Annotated in this window: 20 protein-coding genes; 7 read left to right on the top strand and 13 right to left on the bottom strand. The window is 55.7% G+C overall.

What is annotated here, in order from left to right; genetic code table 11:
* Positions 1–21 precede the first annotated feature (21 nt).
* Together QZ305_RS04855 and QZ305_RS04860 are read right to left on the bottom strand one after the other, a co-directional pair.
* Complete coding sequence (locus QZ305_RS04855; protein WP_294730511.1) at positions 22–897, bottom strand: carbohydrate ABC transporter permease; 876 nt, start codon at positions 895–897, stop codon at positions 22–24.
* The gene (locus QZ305_RS04860) at positions 894–2156 is read right to left on the bottom strand and encodes an ABC transporter substrate-binding protein (RefSeq protein WP_294730513.1); all 1263 of its coding nucleotides are present in this window, start codon (positions 2154–2156) and stop codon (positions 894–896) included. Before QZ305_RS04860 ends, QZ305_RS04855 begins: the two co-directional genes overlap by 4 nt.
* Positions 2157–2323: 167 nt before the next feature.
* On the opposite strand from QZ305_RS04860, the gene QZ305_RS04865 reads away from it, so the two are divergent.
* Positions 2324–3184: an AraC family transcriptional regulator gene (locus tag QZ305_RS04865; RefSeq protein WP_294730515.1), complete on the top strand. Its 861-nt coding sequence runs from the start codon at positions 2324–2326 to the stop codon at positions 3182–3184.
* A gap of 42 nt (positions 3185–3226) precedes the next feature.
* Here the strand turns inward: QZ305_RS04865 and QZ305_RS04870 are convergent, their stop codons facing one another.
* The 3 genes from QZ305_RS04870 to QZ305_RS04880 form a co-directional block, all read right to left on the bottom strand.
* Entirely contained in the window at positions 3227–4336 is a 1110-nt protein-coding gene (locus QZ305_RS04870) for an ABC transporter ATP-binding protein (protein ID WP_294730517.1), read from the bottom strand.
* Positions 4337–4785: 449 nt separating this feature from the next.
* Positions 4786–5571: an alpha/beta hydrolase gene (locus QZ305_RS04875; RefSeq protein WP_294730519.1), complete on the bottom strand. Its 786-nt coding sequence runs from the start codon at positions 5569–5571 to the stop codon at positions 4786–4788.
* A 2-nt stretch (positions 5572–5573) separates the two neighbouring features.
* Entirely contained in the window at positions 5574–6398 is an 825-nt protein-coding gene (locus QZ305_RS04880) for a hypothetical protein (protein ID WP_294730521.1), read from the bottom strand.
* 138 nt (positions 6399–6536) lie between these two features.
* Here QZ305_RS04880 and QZ305_RS04885 point away from each other — a divergent pair, with 138 nt between their 5' ends.
* The 5 genes from QZ305_RS04885 (at position 6537) to QZ305_RS04905 (ending at position 12011) form a co-directional block, all read left to right on the top strand.
* The gene (locus QZ305_RS04885) at positions 6537–6851 is read left to right on the top strand and encodes a hypothetical protein (protein ID WP_294730522.1); all 315 of its coding nucleotides are present in this window, start codon (positions 6537–6539) and stop codon (positions 6849–6851) included.
* Between the two features lie 187 nt (positions 6852–7038).
* On the top strand, positions 7039–8958 hold the full coding sequence (ftsH, locus tag QZ305_RS04890; protein ID WP_294730524.1) for an ATP-dependent zinc metalloprotease FtsH: 1920 nt from the start codon (positions 7039–7041) through the stop codon (positions 8956–8958).
* Between the two features lie 114 nt (positions 8959–9072).
* Positions 9073–10050, top strand: coding sequence for a LacI family DNA-binding transcriptional regulator (locus QZ305_RS04895; RefSeq protein WP_294730525.1), 978 nt, complete (start codon positions 9073–9075; stop codon positions 10048–10050).
* Positions 10031–11335: an MATE family efflux transporter gene (locus QZ305_RS04900; protein ID WP_294730526.1), complete on the top strand. Its 1305-nt coding sequence runs from the start codon at positions 10031–10033 to the stop codon at positions 11333–11335. The genes QZ305_RS04895 and QZ305_RS04900 overlap by 20 nt, the downstream gene beginning before the upstream one ends.
* A gap of 181 nt (positions 11336–11516) precedes the next feature.
* A complete protein-coding gene (locus QZ305_RS04905) occupies positions 11517–12011 on the top strand; it encodes a methylated-DNA--[protein]-cysteine S-methyltransferase (RefSeq protein WP_294730527.1) in 495 nt (164 codons plus the stop codon).
* A 66-nt stretch (positions 12012–12077) separates the two neighbouring features.
* Here QZ305_RS04905 and QZ305_RS04910 read toward each other — a convergent pair whose 3' ends face one another.
* Positions 12078–13244 carry a pyridoxal phosphate-dependent aminotransferase gene (locus QZ305_RS04910; protein ID WP_294730528.1) on the bottom strand — a complete coding sequence of 389 codons (1167 nt, stop codon included), beginning with the start codon at positions 13242–13244 and terminating at the stop codon, positions 12078–12080.
* A complete protein-coding gene (locus tag QZ305_RS04915) occupies positions 13241–13777 on the bottom strand; it encodes a hypothetical protein (RefSeq protein WP_294730529.1) in 537 nt (178 codons plus the stop codon). The genes QZ305_RS04910 and QZ305_RS04915 overlap by 4 nt, the downstream gene beginning before the upstream one ends.
* 112 nt (positions 13778–13889) lie before the next feature.
* On the opposite strand from QZ305_RS04915, the gene QZ305_RS04920 reads away from it, so the two are divergent.
* The gene (locus QZ305_RS04920; RefSeq protein ID WP_294730531.1) at positions 13890–15089 is read left to right on the top strand and encodes an AAA family ATPase; all 1200 of its coding nucleotides are present in this window, start codon (positions 13890–13892) and stop codon (positions 15087–15089) included.
* Between the two features lie 47 nt (positions 15090–15136).
* Here QZ305_RS04920 and QZ305_RS04925 read toward each other — a convergent pair whose 3' ends face one another.
* From QZ305_RS04925 to QZ305_RS04950, 6 genes are all read right to left on the bottom strand, one after another.
* Entirely contained in the window at positions 15137–15610 is a 474-nt protein-coding gene (locus QZ305_RS04925) for a threonine/serine exporter family protein (RefSeq protein WP_294730532.1), read from the bottom strand.
* Positions 15607–16383 carry a threonine/serine exporter family protein gene (locus tag QZ305_RS04930; RefSeq protein ID WP_294730534.1) on the bottom strand — a complete coding sequence of 259 codons (777 nt, stop codon included), beginning with the start codon at positions 16381–16383 and terminating at the stop codon, positions 15607–15609. Before QZ305_RS04930 ends, QZ305_RS04925 begins: the two co-directional genes overlap by 4 nt.
* On the bottom strand, positions 16343–16840 hold the full coding sequence (locus QZ305_RS04935; RefSeq protein WP_294730535.1) for a dUTP diphosphatase: 498 nt from the start codon (positions 16838–16840) through the stop codon (positions 16343–16345). Before QZ305_RS04935 ends, QZ305_RS04930 begins: the two co-directional genes overlap by 41 nt.
* A gap of 87 nt (positions 16841–16927) precedes the next feature.
* The gene (locus QZ305_RS04940) at positions 16928–17479 is read right to left on the bottom strand and encodes a DNA-deoxyinosine glycosylase (protein WP_294730537.1); all 552 of its coding nucleotides are present in this window, start codon (positions 17477–17479) and stop codon (positions 16928–16930) included.
* A 96-nt stretch (positions 17480–17575) separates the two neighbouring features.
* Positions 17576–17851, bottom strand: a complete 276-nt coding sequence (locus QZ305_RS04945) for an FRAT-87 protein (protein WP_294730539.1) — start codon at positions 17849–17851, stop codon at positions 17576–17578.
* Between the two features lie 99 nt (positions 17852–17950).
* The coding region (locus QZ305_RS04950; protein WP_294730541.1) for an FRAT-87 protein at positions 17951–18213 on the bottom strand (263 nt) is incomplete at its 5' end.

Below are 18213 nucleotides of genomic sequence, written 5' to 3' on the forward strand. Positions count from 1 at the left end.
CAGCAGTCTGTTTTTTTTTCATCAGAGCTGTTCCTCCTTGCTGCTCATGGACCGCAGCTGAATCACGGACAGGGCCACAATCACCACGAAGAAGAACACGGCGTTGGCACTCTGGAATCCAAACTGTCCACCGTCAAGACCATTGCGGTAAATCAGGTAGGAAATGGATTCCGTGGACTGTGCCGGTCCGCCCTTGGTCAGGGACATGATCTGGTCGAAGACCATCATGAAGTTCTTGGTGGTCAGAAGCAGGTTGGTGGAAACAAGGGGAATGATCAGCGGCAGCGTCACCTTGCGGAATTCCGTCCACTTGCCGGCTCCGTCGATTCTGCTGGCTTCATACACATCCTCCGGCACGGTCTGCAGACCGGAGATGTAAATAATTGTCGTCATGGCCACTGCCTGCCAGACACCCACGATCAGCACTCCGATCCAGGCTGTGTCCGGCGAAGACAGAATGGAGTTCTGCAGCCAGGAGATCTGGAAATACTCTCCCACTGCCGGCAGGATGTAGGTAAACAGGAAACTGAAGATATAGCCGATGATCAGCCCGCCCAGAATGTTGGGAATGAAGTAGATACCCCGCAGGGCGGACTTGAACCGGATCTTCGCATTCAGGCCGATGGCCAGTGCCAGGGCAATCACATTCACCAGGATCGTGCCGCAGATGGCGTACTTGAATGTGAAGAAGTAGCTGTTCCATACCCGCTGGTCGGTGAAGAGATCCATGTAATTGCGCAGTCCCACCCAGTCATAGGATCCATAGCCTTTGTAGTTGGTGAAGCTGTAGATGAATCCCTGAATCATGGGCAGGGTATTGAACAGAAAGAACAGCACCAGGATCGGAAGCAGGATTTTTACATATGTCCGCTCCCGGGGGGTCATTTTGCGTTTCACTGATTCTCCTCCTGCAGCCGCCGGATGAGATCCCGGTTGTAGCGCTGCCACTCTGTATCGAATTTCTTCAGGAATTTCTCCTTCGCATCAGCGGATGTGTCCAGCAGATAGGTCTGGATCAACGCATCCACCGCCATTTCACTGGGATAGTAATGATCGTGGAAATCCCGGACTTTTCCGGATTCAATGAATTCCTTCATGTCCCCCAGTTCCTCCGGCACCGCAAAGTCGCCTTTCAGACAGGAGATTCCACCCTGATCAGCCAGGTACAGATCCATCACCTCGTCCTGGCACAGGAAGTCAATGACTTCCATGGCGGCTTCCTTCTCCGGGCTGTCTGCCATGACACAGAACTGAAGGTCTATGCCGGAGTTCAGCCACCGCTCTTCGGCACTGTCTGCCCCCGGCATCACAAAGGCGCCGATTTCCATCTCCGGATTCACCGAACGGATCTGGGGAATGGCATAGCTGCCAATGGCCCACATGGCGGCCTCTTCATTGGCGAAAGCCGTCGCCGCATCGGAGTAGCCGTAAGCGGAGGGATTTGGCTGTATGTACGGCAGCATCTCCCGGATGCGTTCGGCAGTCAGATCGTAGGCTTCGGCGAATGTGGCCTCCTGCCGGTTCACCTGCTGACAGATATCGGGATCCGCCAGCTCCACCGCCAGTGCATTCCAGGGTGCCAGTGTCGTCCAGGTGTCCTTGTACCCGGCATACAGCGGCTGAAAGCCGTCTTCCTGGATGGTTTCGCACAAATCCATGAACTCTACCCAGGTTTCCGGTGTCTGCCAGCCGTTTTCCCGGAACAGCTTCCGGTTGTAGAGAATGCCGGCGGCATTGGCCGCGTAGGGAATGGCATACTCTCCTTCCAGCGGCACAAACTCCAGCTGCTTGTCGATCTGCCGGTAGCCATCTCTGACCTTGTCCAGAACCGGCTGTCCTTCCAGATTCCAGAACAGCCCCGCATCCAGGAACCCGGAATAGTTGATGTCACCGCCAATGGCCACGATATCCGGATAATCCTCCCGGACGAACCGCGTTTTCAGAATGGTCATGGCTTCGTTGGGCGAATTGATGGTGAGCTGAATGTCATCGTGGGTCTCATTGAACAGATCCTGGATTTCTTCAAACACCTTCGCGGCTTCCGGCTTGTAGGACACAATCTCAATCTGGATCTTGTCATCCGCAGGCCCGGAGGCACAGCCAGTCAGAAGGCAGGCGGCAGACAGCACAGCCGCCAGCATGTTCGAGCATTTCATGACTGAATCCCCTTTCTTTTCTTCCTGATAAAACTGTACAAAATGGCTTTCAAAGAATGAATGGACCCGGAAATCCATCCATATGTCATATTGTGTGTTTCCAACGCTTTTTGAAATATTGGGTCAAAAAATGCTATATTCTGATTAACGAATGAGGAGGATTTGACATGAATGACGTGGAGTTCTCAATTTTTCGCAACGAAAATTACATTGATCTGAACATGTATCAATGTGGACGCGAAAAATGCAAACCGGGCCACATCTTCGGTCCCGCCGCACGCAACCATTATCTGTTCCACTATGTCCTGGAAGGCCGGGGCACTCTGATGGCTTCCGGCGTCAGCGAAATGACCAACACATTTGAGATTTCCCCCGGACAGGGATTCCTGCTGTATCCCGGACAGATTTCCACCTATATCGCCGACGCCCGGGACCCCTGGACCTACTGCTGGATCGAGTTTGACGGCCTGCAGGTGAAAGAAGCCCTGGACCGGACACTGATGACCATGGACAACCCTGTATACCGCTGTCATACCCCGCAGCAGCGGGAGGTGATGAAGGAGGAAATGCTCTACATGGTCTCCCACATGAAAGAACCGACACTGCACCTCATCGGCCACCTGTATCTGTTTCTGAGTGCCCTGGTGGAATCCACACGCCGGTGGCAGCCCCGGAAAACCGCCCGGATGGCAGATTACTACATCAAGGAAGCCATCACCTTCATCGAACAGAACTACACCCGGGATTTTTCCATTGAGGACATCGCCGCGACCCTGGGCATTGACCGGGGGTACTTCGGAAAGCTCTTCAAGCGCGCCACCGGGCAGTCGCCCCAGCAGTTTCTGATCCAGTACCGGCTGATCAAAGCCGCCAACCTGCTGAAGACAACAGACTTGTCCATCCGGGAAGTGGCCAGCAGCGTGGGGTATGAAAATCAGCTTCATTTCTCCCGGGCTTTCCGGAAAATGTACGAAGTCTCGCCCCGGGAATACAAAAAGGCGCTTCCGAACGAGCCGGAAAGCGCCTGATGATCCCGATACAGAAGCGCTGCGGTGTCTGCTTCAGCAGACTTACCCCAGAGCACAGCCGGTTTCCCGGTCAAATACGTGGATCTTGGCAGGGTTGAAGGAGAGTTCCACCACATCTCCCACCTGGGTTCCGGATTCCGGATCCACCCGGGCAGTCAGCTGTGCCCCGTTGAAATCTGTATACAGATAGATTTCTGCACCCAGGTTCTCCCGGACAGCCACTTTTGCCTTCGCTTTGGAATCTTTGTACAGCTCCAGGTGCTCCGGTGTGTCATACAGATCCTCCGGACGCACGCCAATGGTCACTTCCTTGCCCATGTAGCCGTTGTTCTTCAGCACCTTGCCTTTGGCAGGATCGATCGCGATATCCGTGTCTCCCACCCGGACAGCCACTTTGCCGTTCTTTTCGGTGACCACGCCATCCAGGAAGTTCATCTGGGGAGACCCGATGAAGCCGGCTACGAATTTGTTGGCTGGGTGATCGTACAGGTACTGCGGCGTGTCGATCTGCTGCACTTCGCCGTCGCTCATGACCACGATCCGGTCACCCAGTGTCATGGCCTCGGTCTGGTCGTGGGTTACATAGATCATCGTGGCGCCCAGTCTTTCATGCAGACGGGAGATCTCCACACGCATCTGTCCACGCAGCTTGGCATCCAGGTTGGACAGAGGTTCGTCCAGCAGCAGGACCTTGGGATCCCGCACGATGGCACGGCCCATGGCCACACGCTGTCTCTGACCACCGGACAGAGCCTTGGGCTTGCGGTCCAGCAGTTTTTCCAGATCCAGAGTCCGGGCAGCCTGTGCCACCCGTTTGTCGATTTCATCCTGGGACATCTTGCGGATCTTCAGGGGGAATTCCATGTTTTCCTTCACCGTCATGTGGGGATACAGAGCATAGTTCTGGAAGACCATGGCGATATCCCGGTCCTTGGGTTCCACATCATTGACGCGGTTGCCGTCAATGAGCAGGTCACCGTCGGTGATGTCTTCCAGACCGGCGATCATGCGCATGGTCGTGGACTTTCCGCAGCCGGAAGGTCCGACAAAAATGACAAATTCTCCGTCCTTGACATCCAGATTAAAGTCTTTTACCGCCTGAAAACCATTGGGATAGACTTTTTTGATGTTCTTCAATGTTACTTCTGACATATGATTCTCCTTTCGGTATCCAATCTGTACCCTGACTGTACCATCCGGAAGACTGGACGAAACAGAAGCTGAAACCGCCTGCTATATGGAAAAATGCAGCTTTTCCACCAATCTGTTCATATGACAGCGCATTCAGCCATATTCCCATCCCTCCTGACCGGCAGGGCATGAGGAAAGACATGATTGAATCCGCGATACGCCGGGAGAAATCCGGCTGATCCCCCTCTGCCGATGGCAGCCGGGGCGGCTGCCTGACAGGGCGTGCAGTCCGGTGAAGAGGGCTGTACATCAAGGAGAAGGCTGCTGGCCGCATCACAGAAACAACGCGAAAAAGAGGAACCCGAAGGGACAGCGGCCGCAGGCCGGAAATCCGGAGAGTTCCTCTTGTTTTCATTTGTACAATTGTTTCCGATCAGTGGCCGGACTCAGATCCGGTCAGGCCAGTGAGCCTACTTCCACAGAAAGTCAAACCACACCGGGCTTTCCTTCTCCCAGCTGGCTTCATTGTGCTTTCCGCCTTTGACGTAATTGATCCGGGTCAGGCAGCCTTTGCGTTCCAGGGGTTTGGAGAACTGATGCAGAATCTGCCAGATGCGGCGGGTATTGTGCCGGAGTTCGGTGGATCCCATGGACAGATACACCCGGGTATCCGGATTCAGCTCTGTACTGTTCAGCAGTTCATGCAGCTGCTTCGGATACAGAAACAGAGACGGAGACAGTGCGGCAGCCTTGGAGAACACATCATTGTGTGCCAGCACGCCGTAGTAAGCCATGAGTCCGCCCATGGAACTTCCCGCAATGGCTGTGGCCTCCCGCTGGGGCCAGGTCCGGTAGTGCCTGTCGATGAGCGGCTTCAGCTCCCGGATGATCCACTCAAACAGCTCTTCTCCCCTGCCATGAATGGGACCTGCCGGTGTCCGGGGATTATCCCAGGGGGCGTACTCGTTCAGCCGGTTGTTTCCCTGGTGATCGCACTCCAGACCCACGATAATGAAAGGCTTGTCATAGCCTGCCAGAAAGGCGTCCAGATTCCAGGATTTTCCATAGGTGGCTTCCTGATCCACAAACAGATTGTGACCGTCCAGCATGTAAATCACCGGATAGCGCTCATCGCTCTGATCATATCCCCGGGGAAGCCGGAGATGAATGGGAATGGAGCGCTGCAGGCTTTCACACCACAGCTCGTGGTGCTGCAGATCGCCGGTGAGTTCCGGAGCCGCTGCAGTTTCCGGCATGACTACGCCAGAAGCCGGGGCTGGACCGGCGTCTTTTTCCGGCGCCGGTTCCGGCTGCTGCCGGATTTCCTGGCCGGATGGAGTTTTTTTTTAGGCTTTTCCAGAAGGCGCTCGTACTCCTGGCGTCCGTCTTCCTGACAGTCATAGGTGCCTGCCAGCGTGCCGGAGGAATACAGCAGATACTTGTCGTTGAAAAAATCATATTCAAACCAGGTGACTGCGCCGGTCTGGTCGCTCTTCTGTGCGTCAATGCGCAGGCTTCTGCGCTGGGAAGGGGTCAGGGACTCCCGGAACTTCGGGAAATCCGGACAGAGCACCGCTTTTTTGCGGAGCATCGGATCCCGGGGGAGACAACCCTTGAACAGAGCCCCTTTGCGGGGATCGGGGATGTCATCCACGTACTGCCGCAGGCTCATGCCCTCCCGGCTGATGCTGAGCTTCGGGTTTTCTTCCGACAGCAGGTGAATGGCCCGGTCATAGCCCTTGTCAAAGGACAGGATGACATACCGGTCCTTTTTCTTCAGACCTTCCGTGATCATGCTGGCAATGAAGGCAATGATGGCCAGATCCATTTCATTCTTTTCCCGCCGCCGCTCGTTGTCTGTTTCCAGAAGATCCACCACATGAAAACGGGGATCGTCCAGCAGACCGTATACCTTCCGGTACACATTGATGTCAGACAGGAAAAACCAGACTTCCGTATTGTCAGGCAGTGCTGCGGGGATCAGATTGCCCACATTTTCGGAATCCACGAAAATCCGGCATATGCCGCTTTTCTTTTCATCTTTTTTCCTGTTTTTCTTTTTATTCTTTTTGTCCTTGGACATATGTATTCTCCTCCAGAGGGTCATATTGCTGTCACTATTATAGCAGACACCGCCAAATCCCCGGTTTTGCTTGAGTTTGACCACCGGTGCGGGTAAGCTGTAATCAGATGAAAGCGTTTACAGAAAGGAAGGCCCTATATGAAACACGAAGCCATACGCGCGCACATCCAGGATCTGATCAGCAGGCGTGCCGAATCCCTGATGGAAGACGACACACAGGCCAACTATATTTCGGTTCTGGCCAAGATCTGGTCGGAACTCAGCGACATTCCGGAAAACAACCTGGAATGGATGGATCCCAAGGATCTGGATGAACTGATCCTGACTGTCTACTATGCCCTGTCCAGACAGCGGCATGCCATCACCGCCGGGGTTCAGAAAGAAGTGAACAAGTATGTGCGGCATGAACAGAAAGACTGGGAATTCGCCCACATCATGGACTTTGAGGAATGAAACCGTTTCGGGAATCCGCACAGGATTCCTTTTTTCATGCGGCTTTTCCGCCAGCAGAACGCAATTCAATGTTCCCTTTATGTGAAATGAAGTGAGAATCAGCACTCTCGTTGTCAGGGTGCCGGAAACCGATATAATGAGTTCATGACTTTATCTGGAAGCAAAAGAAAGAAGTGATGTCTCCATTATGAACAGACAAACCAGACAGAAAAATCCGCTGTACCGGTACTGGCTGATCACACTGATCATTCTTCTGGTGATCAACCTGGTTCTGCCCCCGATGCTGCGAAACGGAGCAACCACTCAGGAAAGCTACTCGTCCTTCCTGGACAAAGTGGAAGAAAAAGACGTGTCCAAAGCCGAAATCAACAACGGCACCATTTATTACCAGCTCAAGGGCGAGGATGGAAAGACCTACTCTGCCCAGGCTGTGAACGACCCTGACCTGGTGAACAGACTGCGGGACGCCGGGGTGGAATTCAGTGCCGTAAAGCCGAGCACCACATCGCCCTTCCTGTACTCCATGCTCTCCCTGTTTCTGCCCTGGCTGATCCTGTGGGGACTGGGGTACTGGTTCTTCAAGCGCATGCAGAAGAAAATGTCCCAGGCTTCCGACTCCATGTCCTTTACTCCGGGTGATGACCAGGAAAACAAAGGCGGCGGATTCGGCGGTTTTGGCGGCATGTTCGGCGGCATGAACGGCCTGGGAAAATCCAACGCCAAAGTCTACAAAGGCGAACAGACCAATACCAAATTTGCGGATGTTGCCGGGCAGGAAGAAGCCAAGAACAACCTGATTGAAATCGTGGACTTCCTGAAAAACCCGAAAAAGTATCAGGAAATCGGTGCCAAAATGCCCAAGGGTGCCCTGCTGGTAGGCCCTCCGGGCACAGGCAAAACCCTGCTGGCAAGAGCTGTGGCCGGTGAAGCCGGCGTACCCTTCTTTGCCATCTCCGGTTCCGAGTTCGTGGAAATGTTCGTGGGCCGGGGTGCCGCAAAAGTCCGGGATCTGTTCAAACAGGCCCGGGAAAAAGCCCCCTGCATCGTCTTCATTGACGAGATCGACACCGTGGGCAAAAAGCGTGATGCCGGCGGTATTTCCGGAAACGACGAACGGGAACAGACGCTGAACCAGCTGCTGGCGGAAATGGATGGCTTCGACGGCTCCAAAGGCGTGGTGCTGCTGGCTGCCACCAACCGGCCGGAAACACTGGATCCGGCGCTGACCCGTCCGGGCCGGTTTGACCGCCGGATTCCGGTGGAACTGCCGGACCTGAAAGGCCGGGAGGACATTCTGAAGCTTCACGCGAAAAACGTGAAAGCCTCTCCCTCCATTGACTACAACGAGATTGCCCGGGCGGCTGCCGGCACATCCGGTGCAGATCTGGCCAATATCGTCAACGAAGGGGCACTGCTGGCTGTCCGGGACGGACGCAAACAGGTTACCCAGCGGGATATGGAAGAAGCCATTGAAATCGTCATTGCCGGTGAACAGAAAAAAGGCGCTGTGATTTCTCCCCGGGAACGGATGATCGTGGCGTATCACGAAATCGGCCATGCCCTGGTAGCGGCCAAATCCAAAAACGCCGCACCGGTTCACAAGATCACCATCATTCCCCGGACCAAAGGAGCTCTTGGCTACACCATGCAGGTGGAAGCCGAGGAAACCAACCTGCTGACCAAGGAAGAAGCCTACCAGCGGATCGTGACCTACACCGGCGGACGGGCGGCGGAAGAACTGGTGTTCCACTCCATCACCTCCGGTGCAGCCAATGACATTGAGCAGGCCACGAAACTGGCCCGTGCGATGGTCACCCGGCTTGGCATGTCGGAAAATTTCGGCATGACGGCCCTGGAATCCGTGAACAACGCCTATCTGGGCGGAGACACTTCACTGGCCTGCAGCGATGAAACCGCGGCGAAGATCGATGAAGAAGTGGTGGCTCTGATTGGCAGTGCCTACAAGGACGCCACAAAAATCCTTTCCGACAACATCATGAAGCTGCACGAACTGGCAAAGTATCTGTACGAAAAAGAAACCATCACCGGGGAGGAGTTCATGGAAATCCTCAACAAGCCCGCTGAAGGAACCAGTGAACAGGCATAACGGTAAACAGCATCATCCATCTCTGACCTGCAGGATTGCCTGCAGGTCTTTTTTGCCGGGAAGGTTAACAACTTAACGTTTGGCATCCCCTGTCTCTCTTCGTATCATGGGGACATGGAAAAAATCAGACTCCGGGACATTGCGGAGGCTCTGGGGCTGTCAACGGCCACGGTTTCCAATGTCCTGAATGGAAAAGACGATAAAGTATCCCCGGCAACCCGGGCGCGGGTCATGGAGGCGGTGGAACGCTCCGGCTATCTGCCGGACCGGGCGGAGGTGCTGCTGGGGCGCAATCCTTCCCGCATGGCGGGACTGGTGGTGAACGATCACCCGGAATACAGCGGTCATCCTCTGGAGGACCCCTACAATGCGGCATTCATTGACCGGCTGCAGAAAGCGGCGGTGCGGCAGGGCCTGGAGCTGCTGGTGAAGACAGCCCGCACCTGGGAAGAAGCGGCGCAGTTTGCCTCCATGTGGAATATGGTGGGACTGGTGGTGTCCGGATTCTGCGATGCGGACTATGTATCCCTGAAGCAGACACTGAAAATTCCGCTGACAGCCTGCGACGCGTTTTCCACAGAAGCCGGCTTTTCCTCCGTGACGGTCAAAGACCGGGAAGGCGGGCGACTGGCAGGGATGCATCTGAAATCCCTGGGTCACAGGCGGGTGACCTGCGTGACCACCAACCTGATCTGTGACGACCTGGAGCGCATCCAGGGACTGCGGGATGCAGGTCTGGAAACCGATGTGTTCATGATCAGCGGTGACCGCAGCGAAATGCGCAGGCAGTTTGGCGAACGGGATTTTTCCCGGGATACAGCAGTATTCTGCGTCAGTGACCGCCAGGCGCTGGAACTGCTGTGCATTCTGCAGGAACGGGGGATCCGGGTGCCTGAAGATCTCTCGGTGATGGGATTTGATGGAATCGAGCCCGGTCTGTATGCCATCCCGCCGCTGACCACCATTTCCCAGGATCTGGAAGCAAAGGCCAGGCTGGCCATTGAATCGCTGTCGGCCGAGCCGGCAGCCCATCCCACTGACGTATCTCTCACTGTCAGAAAGAGCACAGGCTATGCGAAAGACATTCTTTAGGCAGGTTCTGGCCATTGCAGTTCCGGTGGCGCTTCAGTCGCTGATTCAGAGTTCCTTCTCCGTGGCTGATCAGGTCATGATCGGGCAGCTGGGAGAAACGGCCATCACCGCTGTGGGATTTGGCGGCAAGTTTCTGTCTCTGGCGCTGACTGTCATTGCAGGCTGCGCCACGGCAGCCGGCATTCTGGCGGCACAGTATGAGGGCCAGAACAACCGGCAGGCACTGGAAGAATCGTTTTTTCAGATGCTGACAGTCTCTCTGGGCATCTCCTTCCTGTTCACAGCCCTGTCGCTGCTTTGTCCTTCACCCGTCATGGGATTTTACAGCGGGGATGAGCAGGTGGTCAGCCTGGCTGCAGACTATCTGCGGATATTTGCCCTCTCTCTGCCGTTTTCCACCCTGACTTCTCTGTACTCGGTGGTGCTGCGCTGCTGCGGCTTTCCCGGCTCTCCTCTCTATGCCAGCGGAGCCGGAATCACGGCCAACACGCTGCTGAACGCGCTGTTCATTTTCGGACTGGGGCAGGGAGTGACCGGCGCTGCCTGGGCTTCGCTTCTGGCGCAGATCCTGATGGCGGGTGTCATGCTGCTGTTTGTGAGAAAAAAGCTTCCCTGGTTCCACCCGGCCTGTTCCCTGCGGGGGCTGAAAACCGTCCTCGTGATTCTCCTGCCGCTGGTGGTGACGGAATTCCTCTGGAGCCTGGGAGAAAATGTGTATTCCATGGTGTATGGTCATCTGGGGACTGGCCCGTCAGCGGCCATGACCATGACCATTCCACTGCAGTCCATGACCATCGGCGTTCTGTCCGGACTGAGTCAGGCGGCAGGCATTCTGGTTGGCCAGCGGCTGGGTGCCCGGGACAGGGAGGGTGCCTGGAACGATTCTCTGTCACTGATCCGCTATTCGCTGACCGGATCTGTCATTCTGGCTCTGCTTCTGGCCGGGTCAGCTCCGTTCTATGTACAGCTGTACTCTGTGGGTGACGGGGTGCGCCGTCAGTGTGTGCAGCTGATTCTGGTCTTTGCGGTTTTCTCCATTGTGAAGGTGCAGAATATGGTGACAGCCGGCGGCATCCTGAGAAGCGGAGGAAAAACCTCTCTGGTGCTCATGATCGACCTGGCGGGGACCTGGGGCGTGGGTGTTCCCATTGCTCTCTGGGCGGGCAGCGCCGGATTGCCGGTTGCTGCCGTGTACGCACTTCTGTCCCTGGAAGAAGTACTGCGGCTGATCCTGACCTTGGGCGTCTTTGCATCCCGGCGATGGATGAAAACAATTCAGACATGAAGAGCTGATTCTGACAGGCTGAGTGGTCCGGAAACGGACTGACAGCCTGTTTTTTCAATGACAGCGCCGCCAGGGAAGACAACGGAATTTACAATTTGTTTATTTATTTCTTCTGTTTGTGGATATTGTATGGTATGCTCCGCCTGAAGGCAAGACTCTTTGCCGCAGACAGGAGAGAGATATGAAACAGCAGACATCTCTGTATGAATCCATTCTGGGCCCGCTGCTGCTGGTGGCGGATGAACAGGGACTGACGGAAATCCGGTTTCTGACAGATGTGCCGCCACAGGCACAGGCCGCCGGTCAGGATCGGCCGCTTCCCGCGCTGCAGGCTGCCGCCAGGTGGCTGGACCAGTATTTTGACGGCTGCACACCGGATATCCCCGTCCCGCTGCATCTTTCCGAAACGCCCTTTCAGCGGGAAGTACGGGAAATCGTCCAGACCATTGGCCGGGGACAGACCATGACCTATGGAGAGATTGCCTCCCGGATTGCAGCACAGCGCGGCATCCCCCGCATGGCGGCGCAGGCTGTGGGCCAGGCTCTGGGTCGCAATCCCATTCCCATCCTGATTCCCTGTCACCGGGTGACAGGAGCCCGGGGAAACCTGACAGGATACGGTGGCGGACTGGAGCGGAAACGGCTGCTTCTGGAACTGGAGAATCCCGGGAACTGAAAGCCGCCGGTGGGCGCAAAGAAAAAAGAAGACACTTCTGTCTTCCTCCCGCTGCTGTATCTGCATTTACCGGTTCAGCAGACCGCTTTCCCGGATTCGTCTGGCGGCTTCCCGGACTTCGTCGTCGCTGCGGACCAGAGCCAGACGCACATAGCGCTGACCTTCCCGGCCAAAGTTGGAACCCGGATTGACCAGAACCCCGGCTTCCTGCACCAGGGCATCCGTAAAGGCCTGGGCACTGTCCCAGCTGTCCGGAATCGGAGCCCAGACAAACATCGTGGCTTTCGGGGCAGGGATTTTCCATCCGGCTTTGTCCATTTCCTCCAGCAGAAAATCTCTGCGCCTTCTGTATTCCCCCCGGACCTGCTCCGTGAAGGGTTTCCCTTCCTTCAGCGCGCAGATTCCCGCCTGCTGGATGGCCGGGAATACGCAGAAATCTGTCATATCCAGCAGCTTCCGGTAAGCCTGCACCAGTTCGGCATTGCCGCAGAGCACCGCGAGCCTGGCTCCGCCCATGGAATAGGACTTGGAGAAACTGTTCAGTTCAATGCCCACGTCTTTGGCTCCCGGATACGCCAGAAAGCTCTTCCCGATTTCTCCGTCAAACACCAGCTCGCTGTAGGCATTGTCGTGGAGCACAATGATGTCGTGTTCTTTGGCAAACCGCACCAGCTTTTCGTAGAATTCGTCACCGGCGACAGCGCCGGTGGGATTGTTCGGATAGCTGACGTACATCAGCTTCACTTCATCCGGATTTTCAATGGCGTCAAAATCGATCAGATACTCATTGTCTGCCCGCAGCGGCATGAACCGGATCTGTGCCCCTGCCAGCCCGGGAGCCGTACCGTAAATCGGATAGTACGGATCGGGGATCAGGACCGTGTCCCCTGGATCGCAATAGACCAGAGGAATATGGGTCAGGGCCTCCTGACTTCCTTTCAGCAGGAAAATCTCATCTTCCTCCAGCCGCACCCCATAGCGGCCGGCATACCAGTCCTGAACAGCCTGGATCATCTCAGGACGGGGCCCCAGGGAATACTGATAGCTGTCATCTTCCTGCACCGCCTGGCTCAGGGCTTCCTTGACAGCGGTCATGGGTGGTATGTTGGAGGATCCGATGGAAAAATCAATCACCGGCTGTCCGGTCCGCTCTGTGTAGCCTTTCTTTCTCCGCTCCAGATCCGCGAAGGTGGCTCCCTGAATGACTTTCACCCGGCTGGAAATCCGGCTCATTCCGTTTCTCCTTTCTCCTCAGCCGCCGGAAGACCGGCCACTTCCGGCAGCAGAGGCAGCACCAGGGCTTTGACCGCCTGCAGCTCTTCCCGGGTGACTGAATCAAACTCTGCCCGGTACAAGGCAGTCTGGATCTGCATCAGATCATCCCGCAGCGGCTGCCAGCGCTCTCTGGCCATGATCTGATTCAGGCTCATCATGCGGGTTTCCGGATCAGCCTGACGGAGTTCACTGAGCAGCGCTTTCTGCAGAAACAGGACACTGGCGCTGAAATCCGCTTCGGAGTCTTCGTAAAACGCCTCCAGATCCCAGGCCTGCTCCAGAAAATCCAGGGTGCGGCCATTCAGCTGCTGGTATCTCTCATCCAGCCCCAGCCCCTCTGTATAATCCACATCCGGTTCTTCCTCTTCCGTCCTGGACTGCATACCGGCAATCATGTCACTGGCCATGGCATCCAGCTGTGCCCGTTCATCATCGGACAGGCCGTTCATCATTCTGGAAACCGCGCCAAAATCTATATCGCTGAGTTTCATTTTCCGCTCCTCCTTCACTCCTCTATTATCCATGCCGCTGGTGCGTTGGCAACGGCAGCCGGAAAGAATCATGGCTGCCGCCCGTCATCCTTTCTCTGCCTATAATCAAAGTATGACAGTCACAGATGATACATTGAAAAAGGACATTCTCTCGGCTCTGGGAACAGCGCAGTTTCTGGAAGCCGATTCCGGTCTTCCTGCAGCCGCCCTGCTGCGGCAGTCCCTGACACAGCTGTTTGAAGACAGATTCGGATTCGAGGCAGGAAAAGAGGCGCTGAATGCGATCCTTCCGGAACAGCCGGAAGCAGCGGATCTTCAGGCACCTGCCGGGGTCGGTGCAGCGGACCTCTTTGCCTGGTTTGAAGATCTGGACCACCGGTTCCAGCAGCAGGATCCTGCTTTCGGAGCCCCCAACAGCCGGCTCTTGCAGCGGATCTGGTCCGCCCTGGGGCAGGCGATCCCGGCGGCAGAGACGGAAAACAGCTATGCCCTGAGTCCGGAAGCCCGGAAACTTCTGGCGCAGCTGGACAGCCTCACCGGACTGGATTCCGTCAAGGAGCAGGTGCACCAGCTGGCAGCGCTGCAGCGGATCACAAAAATCCGGGAGTCCAGAGGCATGAAAGCGCCGTCTGTTTCCCGGCATCTTGTATTCGAAGGCAATCCCGGAACCGGAAAAACCACGGTAGCCCGGCTGATTGCCGGCTTGTACCGGGAAATGGGCATTCTGTCCCGGGGGCAGCTGGTGGAAGTTCACCGGCCTGATCTGGTAGCCGGATACATCGGGCAGACTGCCCGGAAAACCGAAGAAAAAGTCCGGGCTGCGCTGGGAGGCGTGCTCTTCATTGATGAAGCCTACAGTCTGTACAAACCTGCATCCCCGAATGATTTCGGAACCGAAGCCATTGAGACACTGCTGAAGCTGATGGAAGATCACCGCGATGATCTTGTCGTGATTGCAGCAGGTTATCCCCGGGAAATGGAAACATTTCTGGAATCCAACCCCGGTCTGCGTTCCCGGTTCGGAACCACGCTGACCTTTGAAGACTACACCCCGGAGCAGCTCATGGACATTCTGCTGGCTCTGGCGCAGGAGATGGAATATACCATTCCAGAGAACTGCCGCCAGGACCTGAAACAGAGAATCCAGGCCTACATGGACCATCCCGGCCGACATTTCGCCAATGGACGGACCATGCGCACCTGGCTGGAAAAAGCCCTGACCCGGCAGGCTCAGCGGCTGATGGATGTGGAGTCTCCGACTCTGGCAGAACTGACCGAACTGGCCGAAGAGGATTTCCCCGAACTGGCATAGCCAAACGATAAAAAAACCGGAATCCGGATGAATCTCCGGATATCCGGTCATTGCCGGCTGTCTCTGGCTGCCAGCTTTTTCCGCATCACGGTATGACTCCGGCTCATGAGGCCGAAGAGTGTGCCCATGATGAGAATAGCCAGAGCCAGGGCGCCTGCTATGGACAGAATTTCAATCAGACGCTGCAGTGCCAGGTCCTGCTGTCCCTGCACGATTTCTCCCACCATGTACAGCATCATCCTGCCAGGCACAAACGGCATCAGCACACTGGGCAGATACGTGGTCACCGGCGTCCGGCAGAGCCGGGCACACACCTCTGACAGCCCCGCAAACACCAGGCCCGTCACAAAGGCACAGCCGGTTTCGTTCATTCCCTGCAGCCGGCAGACTTCACTGACAACTGCCGCCACACCGGCTATCACGCCGCTTGTGACGATGTTCAGCCGGCGGACATCGAAAAACACCGCATACATGGACGCTGCCAGAAAGGCACCGGCAGCCGTGACAAGAATCCGGCTCATACCCCCACCACCATGGCTGCCAGACAGCCAAGGGCAATGGCAATGGCCACCAGAAACGCTTCCGTTCCCGCAGCAATGCCCGAGAGATAATCTCCCGAGAGCGTATCCCGGATGCTGTTGGTCATGGCAAGACCCGGTACCAGCAGGGCAATCCCCGCCACAACCACAGTTTCCACATTCAGTGCCGGGTACAGAAACTTCCGGGCCACCATAGGCAGCCACGTACACAGAAACCCGGAGATCAGCGTGGCCAGCAGTCCATTGATGGAGGTTTTCTGCAGCAGCCGCATCATCATCCAGATCATCAGTCCCATGACGAATACCGCTGCCAGATCCGCAGGGCCGGCGCCATCCATAAGACCGAATCCCAGGGCGCAGATTCCTCCTGCCAGAGAAATGACCTGCCAGGGATACCCTTTCTGCCTGTCGATCCGGTCCAGCGCTTTTTCCATCTGCTCCAGACTCATCCGGTCCGCCCGCCGGGACAGCGTGTTGATTTCATCCACTTTGGCCAGATCCGTATCATAGTGCTGCACCCGCACCACCCGGGTGATGATTCTGTCGTCAGCATGAAAGGAAAACATGACACCGGTGCGAATCACAAAAGCCTCCGGCTGAGATACACCTGGAAAGCTGCGGCAGATCCGGTTCATGGTCTCTTCCACCCGGTAGATCTCCGCCCCGCTCTCCAGCAAAATCAGACCAGCCCGCATGACCACGGAAGCCAGCCGGTTACTTTCCTGATGATCCAAATCCGCCTGCTCCCCGTTCACTTCTGATTTCCTGCAGTGCCTGCCAGCTCAGTTCCTCTGTTTCCGGTTCAGGGACCGGCAGCAGCACAGCCTGACACAGCGCCTTCTCGTAGGGATACAGAACAAACTGCTCTTTTTCTGCCTCCGGCATGGCGTCCAGTGCTTCCTGTTTCATGATCCGCAGAGGTTTTTCATTGAGATTTGTCACCGGACAGAGGTATTCTCCCCGGTATCCGGAATCAATGACCCCGGAACGCTGGGCAATTCCCTTCGTTCCGGTGGATCCCCGTTCTTTCAGAAAAATCACGTAGCCCGGATCAAAGGCACTGGCAATTCCCAGAGGCACTTTTTCCGTCTTCCCCGGTCCGATCTCCAGCCATTTTTCCTCGAAACAGGGATACAGATCATACCCGGCATCCTCCCGCCGTCTGGTGGGAATGCGGGCGTCTTCTTTCACTTTTGCCCAATACAGCTTCATATCTTGCTCCTTTCCGGTTTCCCCGCGAAAAAACAGCCGGCGAATCCCTGAAGGATCCTGCCGGCTGCAAATGCATGTTGTCCCTGCTCAGTCCCAGACAGGCTGGTTTTCTGTCTGATCCAGCGCCCGGGCATAGAGCGGAACGAGTTCGTCCAGGTGCTCATACATGAAATCAGCACCTGAAGGAGAAGGAACGTAGCACACTTCCACATCAGGCGGAAAGTTCCAGTTCTCCCGTTCAATTTCATGTTCTGCCATGCGGGATACGCAGATGAGCTTTTTGATTGTGGGATGTTCCTTTAGGAAACCGGCCATATCATTGTACACTTCATCCGTGGTGGTGTCCTGCTGCGACAGGTGTCTCCTGCAGGACTTCAGAACAGACCAGATTGCCACTTTGTTCGCTTTGCACAGAGCAACGCGTTCCTGTTCCGTATCTGCCGGCATCTGGTAAATGGCAGCCATGACTTTCCAGAAGTGGTTTCCTGTGTCCGCAAAATAGAATTTTTCCGCTTCCGAATCAAAGCTGGGCATGGTCATCAGGAACAGATACTCACTGTCATCGAACACCAGTGGGGGCAGCGATGTATAGGTTTGAAGGTCGGAGGTATTTCCGAATCCGGGCAGCTGCATTGTCATTTCTCCTTGTTCTGCTCTCCAGGCTCCGGCAGCATGCCGCAGCCCTGTATACAAAGAAGACGGCCGGAACAACCGGCCGTCACATTCAGCAGGATCTTACTGCAGAGCAGCAGCAGCCTTCTTCACGATGGCCAGCTTGTCAGCTTCAGCTGCAGACTTCGCTTCTTCGCCCATCTGAGCGTCGCGGTTCATGTAGTATTCCAGGAATCCGAGACGGTCGTGCAGGCGGTCCAGAGCATCCTGACCGTATTTCTTGTCAGCGTCATCATAGGTGGCTTCCAGAGCAGCGATCAGCTCTTTGCCATATGCAGTTTCACCAACAGCAGCTTCCAGCTTTGCAACCATTTCGGCTTTTGTCATTTTGTTTTCCATGATACTTTACCTCTGTTCTTATTTCTCTTTAATTCAAACAATGGCCCGGATCCGGCAGGATGCCGGGCCGTTCTGTCATGATTTCAGTTTGAGGAACGCTTACTGCAGAGCAGCAGCAGCCTTCTTCACGATAGCCAGCTTGTCAGCTTCAGCAGCGGATTTGGCTTCTTCGCCCATTTCGGCATCGCGCTTCATGTAATATTCCAGGAAGCCCAGACGATCGTGCAGACGATCCAGTGCATCCTGACCATACTTCTTGTCAGCATCGTCGAAGGTGGCTTCCAGAGCAGCGATCAGCTCTTTGCCATAAGCAGTATCACCAATAGCCGGTGTCAGTTTTGCGATCATTTCATCTTTTGTCA

The organism is uncultured Faecalibaculum sp. (assembly GCF_910588395.1).
Lineage (GTDB): Bacteria > Bacillota_I > Bacilli_A > Erysipelotrichales > Erysipelotrichaceae > Faecalibaculum.

Bases quoted from the DNA above. Each gene is read 5' to 3' on its own strand.
- QZ305_RS04860 (WP_294730513.1), bottom strand. From the start codon at position 2,156: ATGAAATGCTCGAACATGCTGGCGGCTGTGCTGTCTGCCGCCTGCCTT.
- QZ305_RS04865 (WP_294730515.1), top strand. From the start codon at position 2,324: ATGAATGACGTGGAGTTCTCAATTTTTCGCAACGAAAATTACATTGAT.
- QZ305_RS04870 (WP_294730517.1), bottom strand. From the start codon at position 4,336: ATGTCAGAAGTAACATTGAAGAACATCAAAAAAGTCTATCCCAATGGT.
- QZ305_RS04875 (WP_294730519.1), bottom strand. From the start codon at position 5,571: ATGCCGGAAACTGCAGCGGCTCCGGAACTCACCGGCGATCTGCAGCAC.
- QZ305_RS04880 (WP_294730521.1), bottom strand. From the start codon at position 6,398: ATGTCCAAGGACAAAAAGAATAAAAAGAAAAACAGGAAAAAAGATGAA.
- QZ305_RS04885 (WP_294730522.1), top strand. From the start codon at position 6,537: ATGAAACACGAAGCCATACGCGCGCACATCCAGGATCTGATCAGCAGG.
- ftsH (WP_294730524.1), top strand. From the start codon at position 7,039: ATGAACAGACAAACCAGACAGAAAAATCCGCTGTACCGGTACTGGCTG.
- QZ305_RS04895 (WP_294730525.1), top strand. From the start codon at position 9,073: ATGGAAAAAATCAGACTCCGGGACATTGCGGAGGCTCTGGGGCTGTCA.
- QZ305_RS04900 (WP_294730526.1), top strand. From the start codon at position 10,031: ATGCGAAAGACATTCTTTAGGCAGGTTCTGGCCATTGCAGTTCCGGTG.
- QZ305_RS04905 (WP_294730527.1), top strand. From the start codon at position 11,517: ATGAAACAGCAGACATCTCTGTATGAATCCATTCTGGGCCCGCTGCTG.
- QZ305_RS04910 (WP_294730528.1), bottom strand. From the start codon at position 13,244: ATGAGCCGGATTTCCAGCCGGGTGAAAGTCATTCAGGGAGCCACCTTC.
- QZ305_RS04915 (WP_294730529.1), bottom strand. From the start codon at position 13,777: ATGAAACTCAGCGATATAGATTTTGGCGCGGTTTCCAGAATGATGAAC.
- QZ305_RS04920 (WP_294730531.1), top strand. From the start codon at position 13,890: ATGACAGTCACAGATGATACATTGAAAAAGGACATTCTCTCGGCTCTG.
- QZ305_RS04925 (WP_294730532.1), bottom strand. From the start codon at position 15,610: ATGAGCCGGATTCTTGTCACGGCTGCCGGTGCCTTTCTGGCAGCGTCC.
- QZ305_RS04935 (WP_294730535.1), bottom strand. From the start codon at position 16,840: ATGAAGCTGTATTGGGCAAAAGTGAAAGAAGACGCCCGCATTCCCACC.
- QZ305_RS04940 (WP_294730537.1), bottom strand. From the start codon at position 17,479: ATGACAATGCAGCTGCCCGGATTCGGAAATACCTCCGACCTTCAAACC.
- QZ305_RS04945 (WP_294730539.1), bottom strand. From the start codon at position 17,851: ATGGAAAACAAAATGACAAAAGCCGAAATGGTTGCAAAGCTGGAAGCT.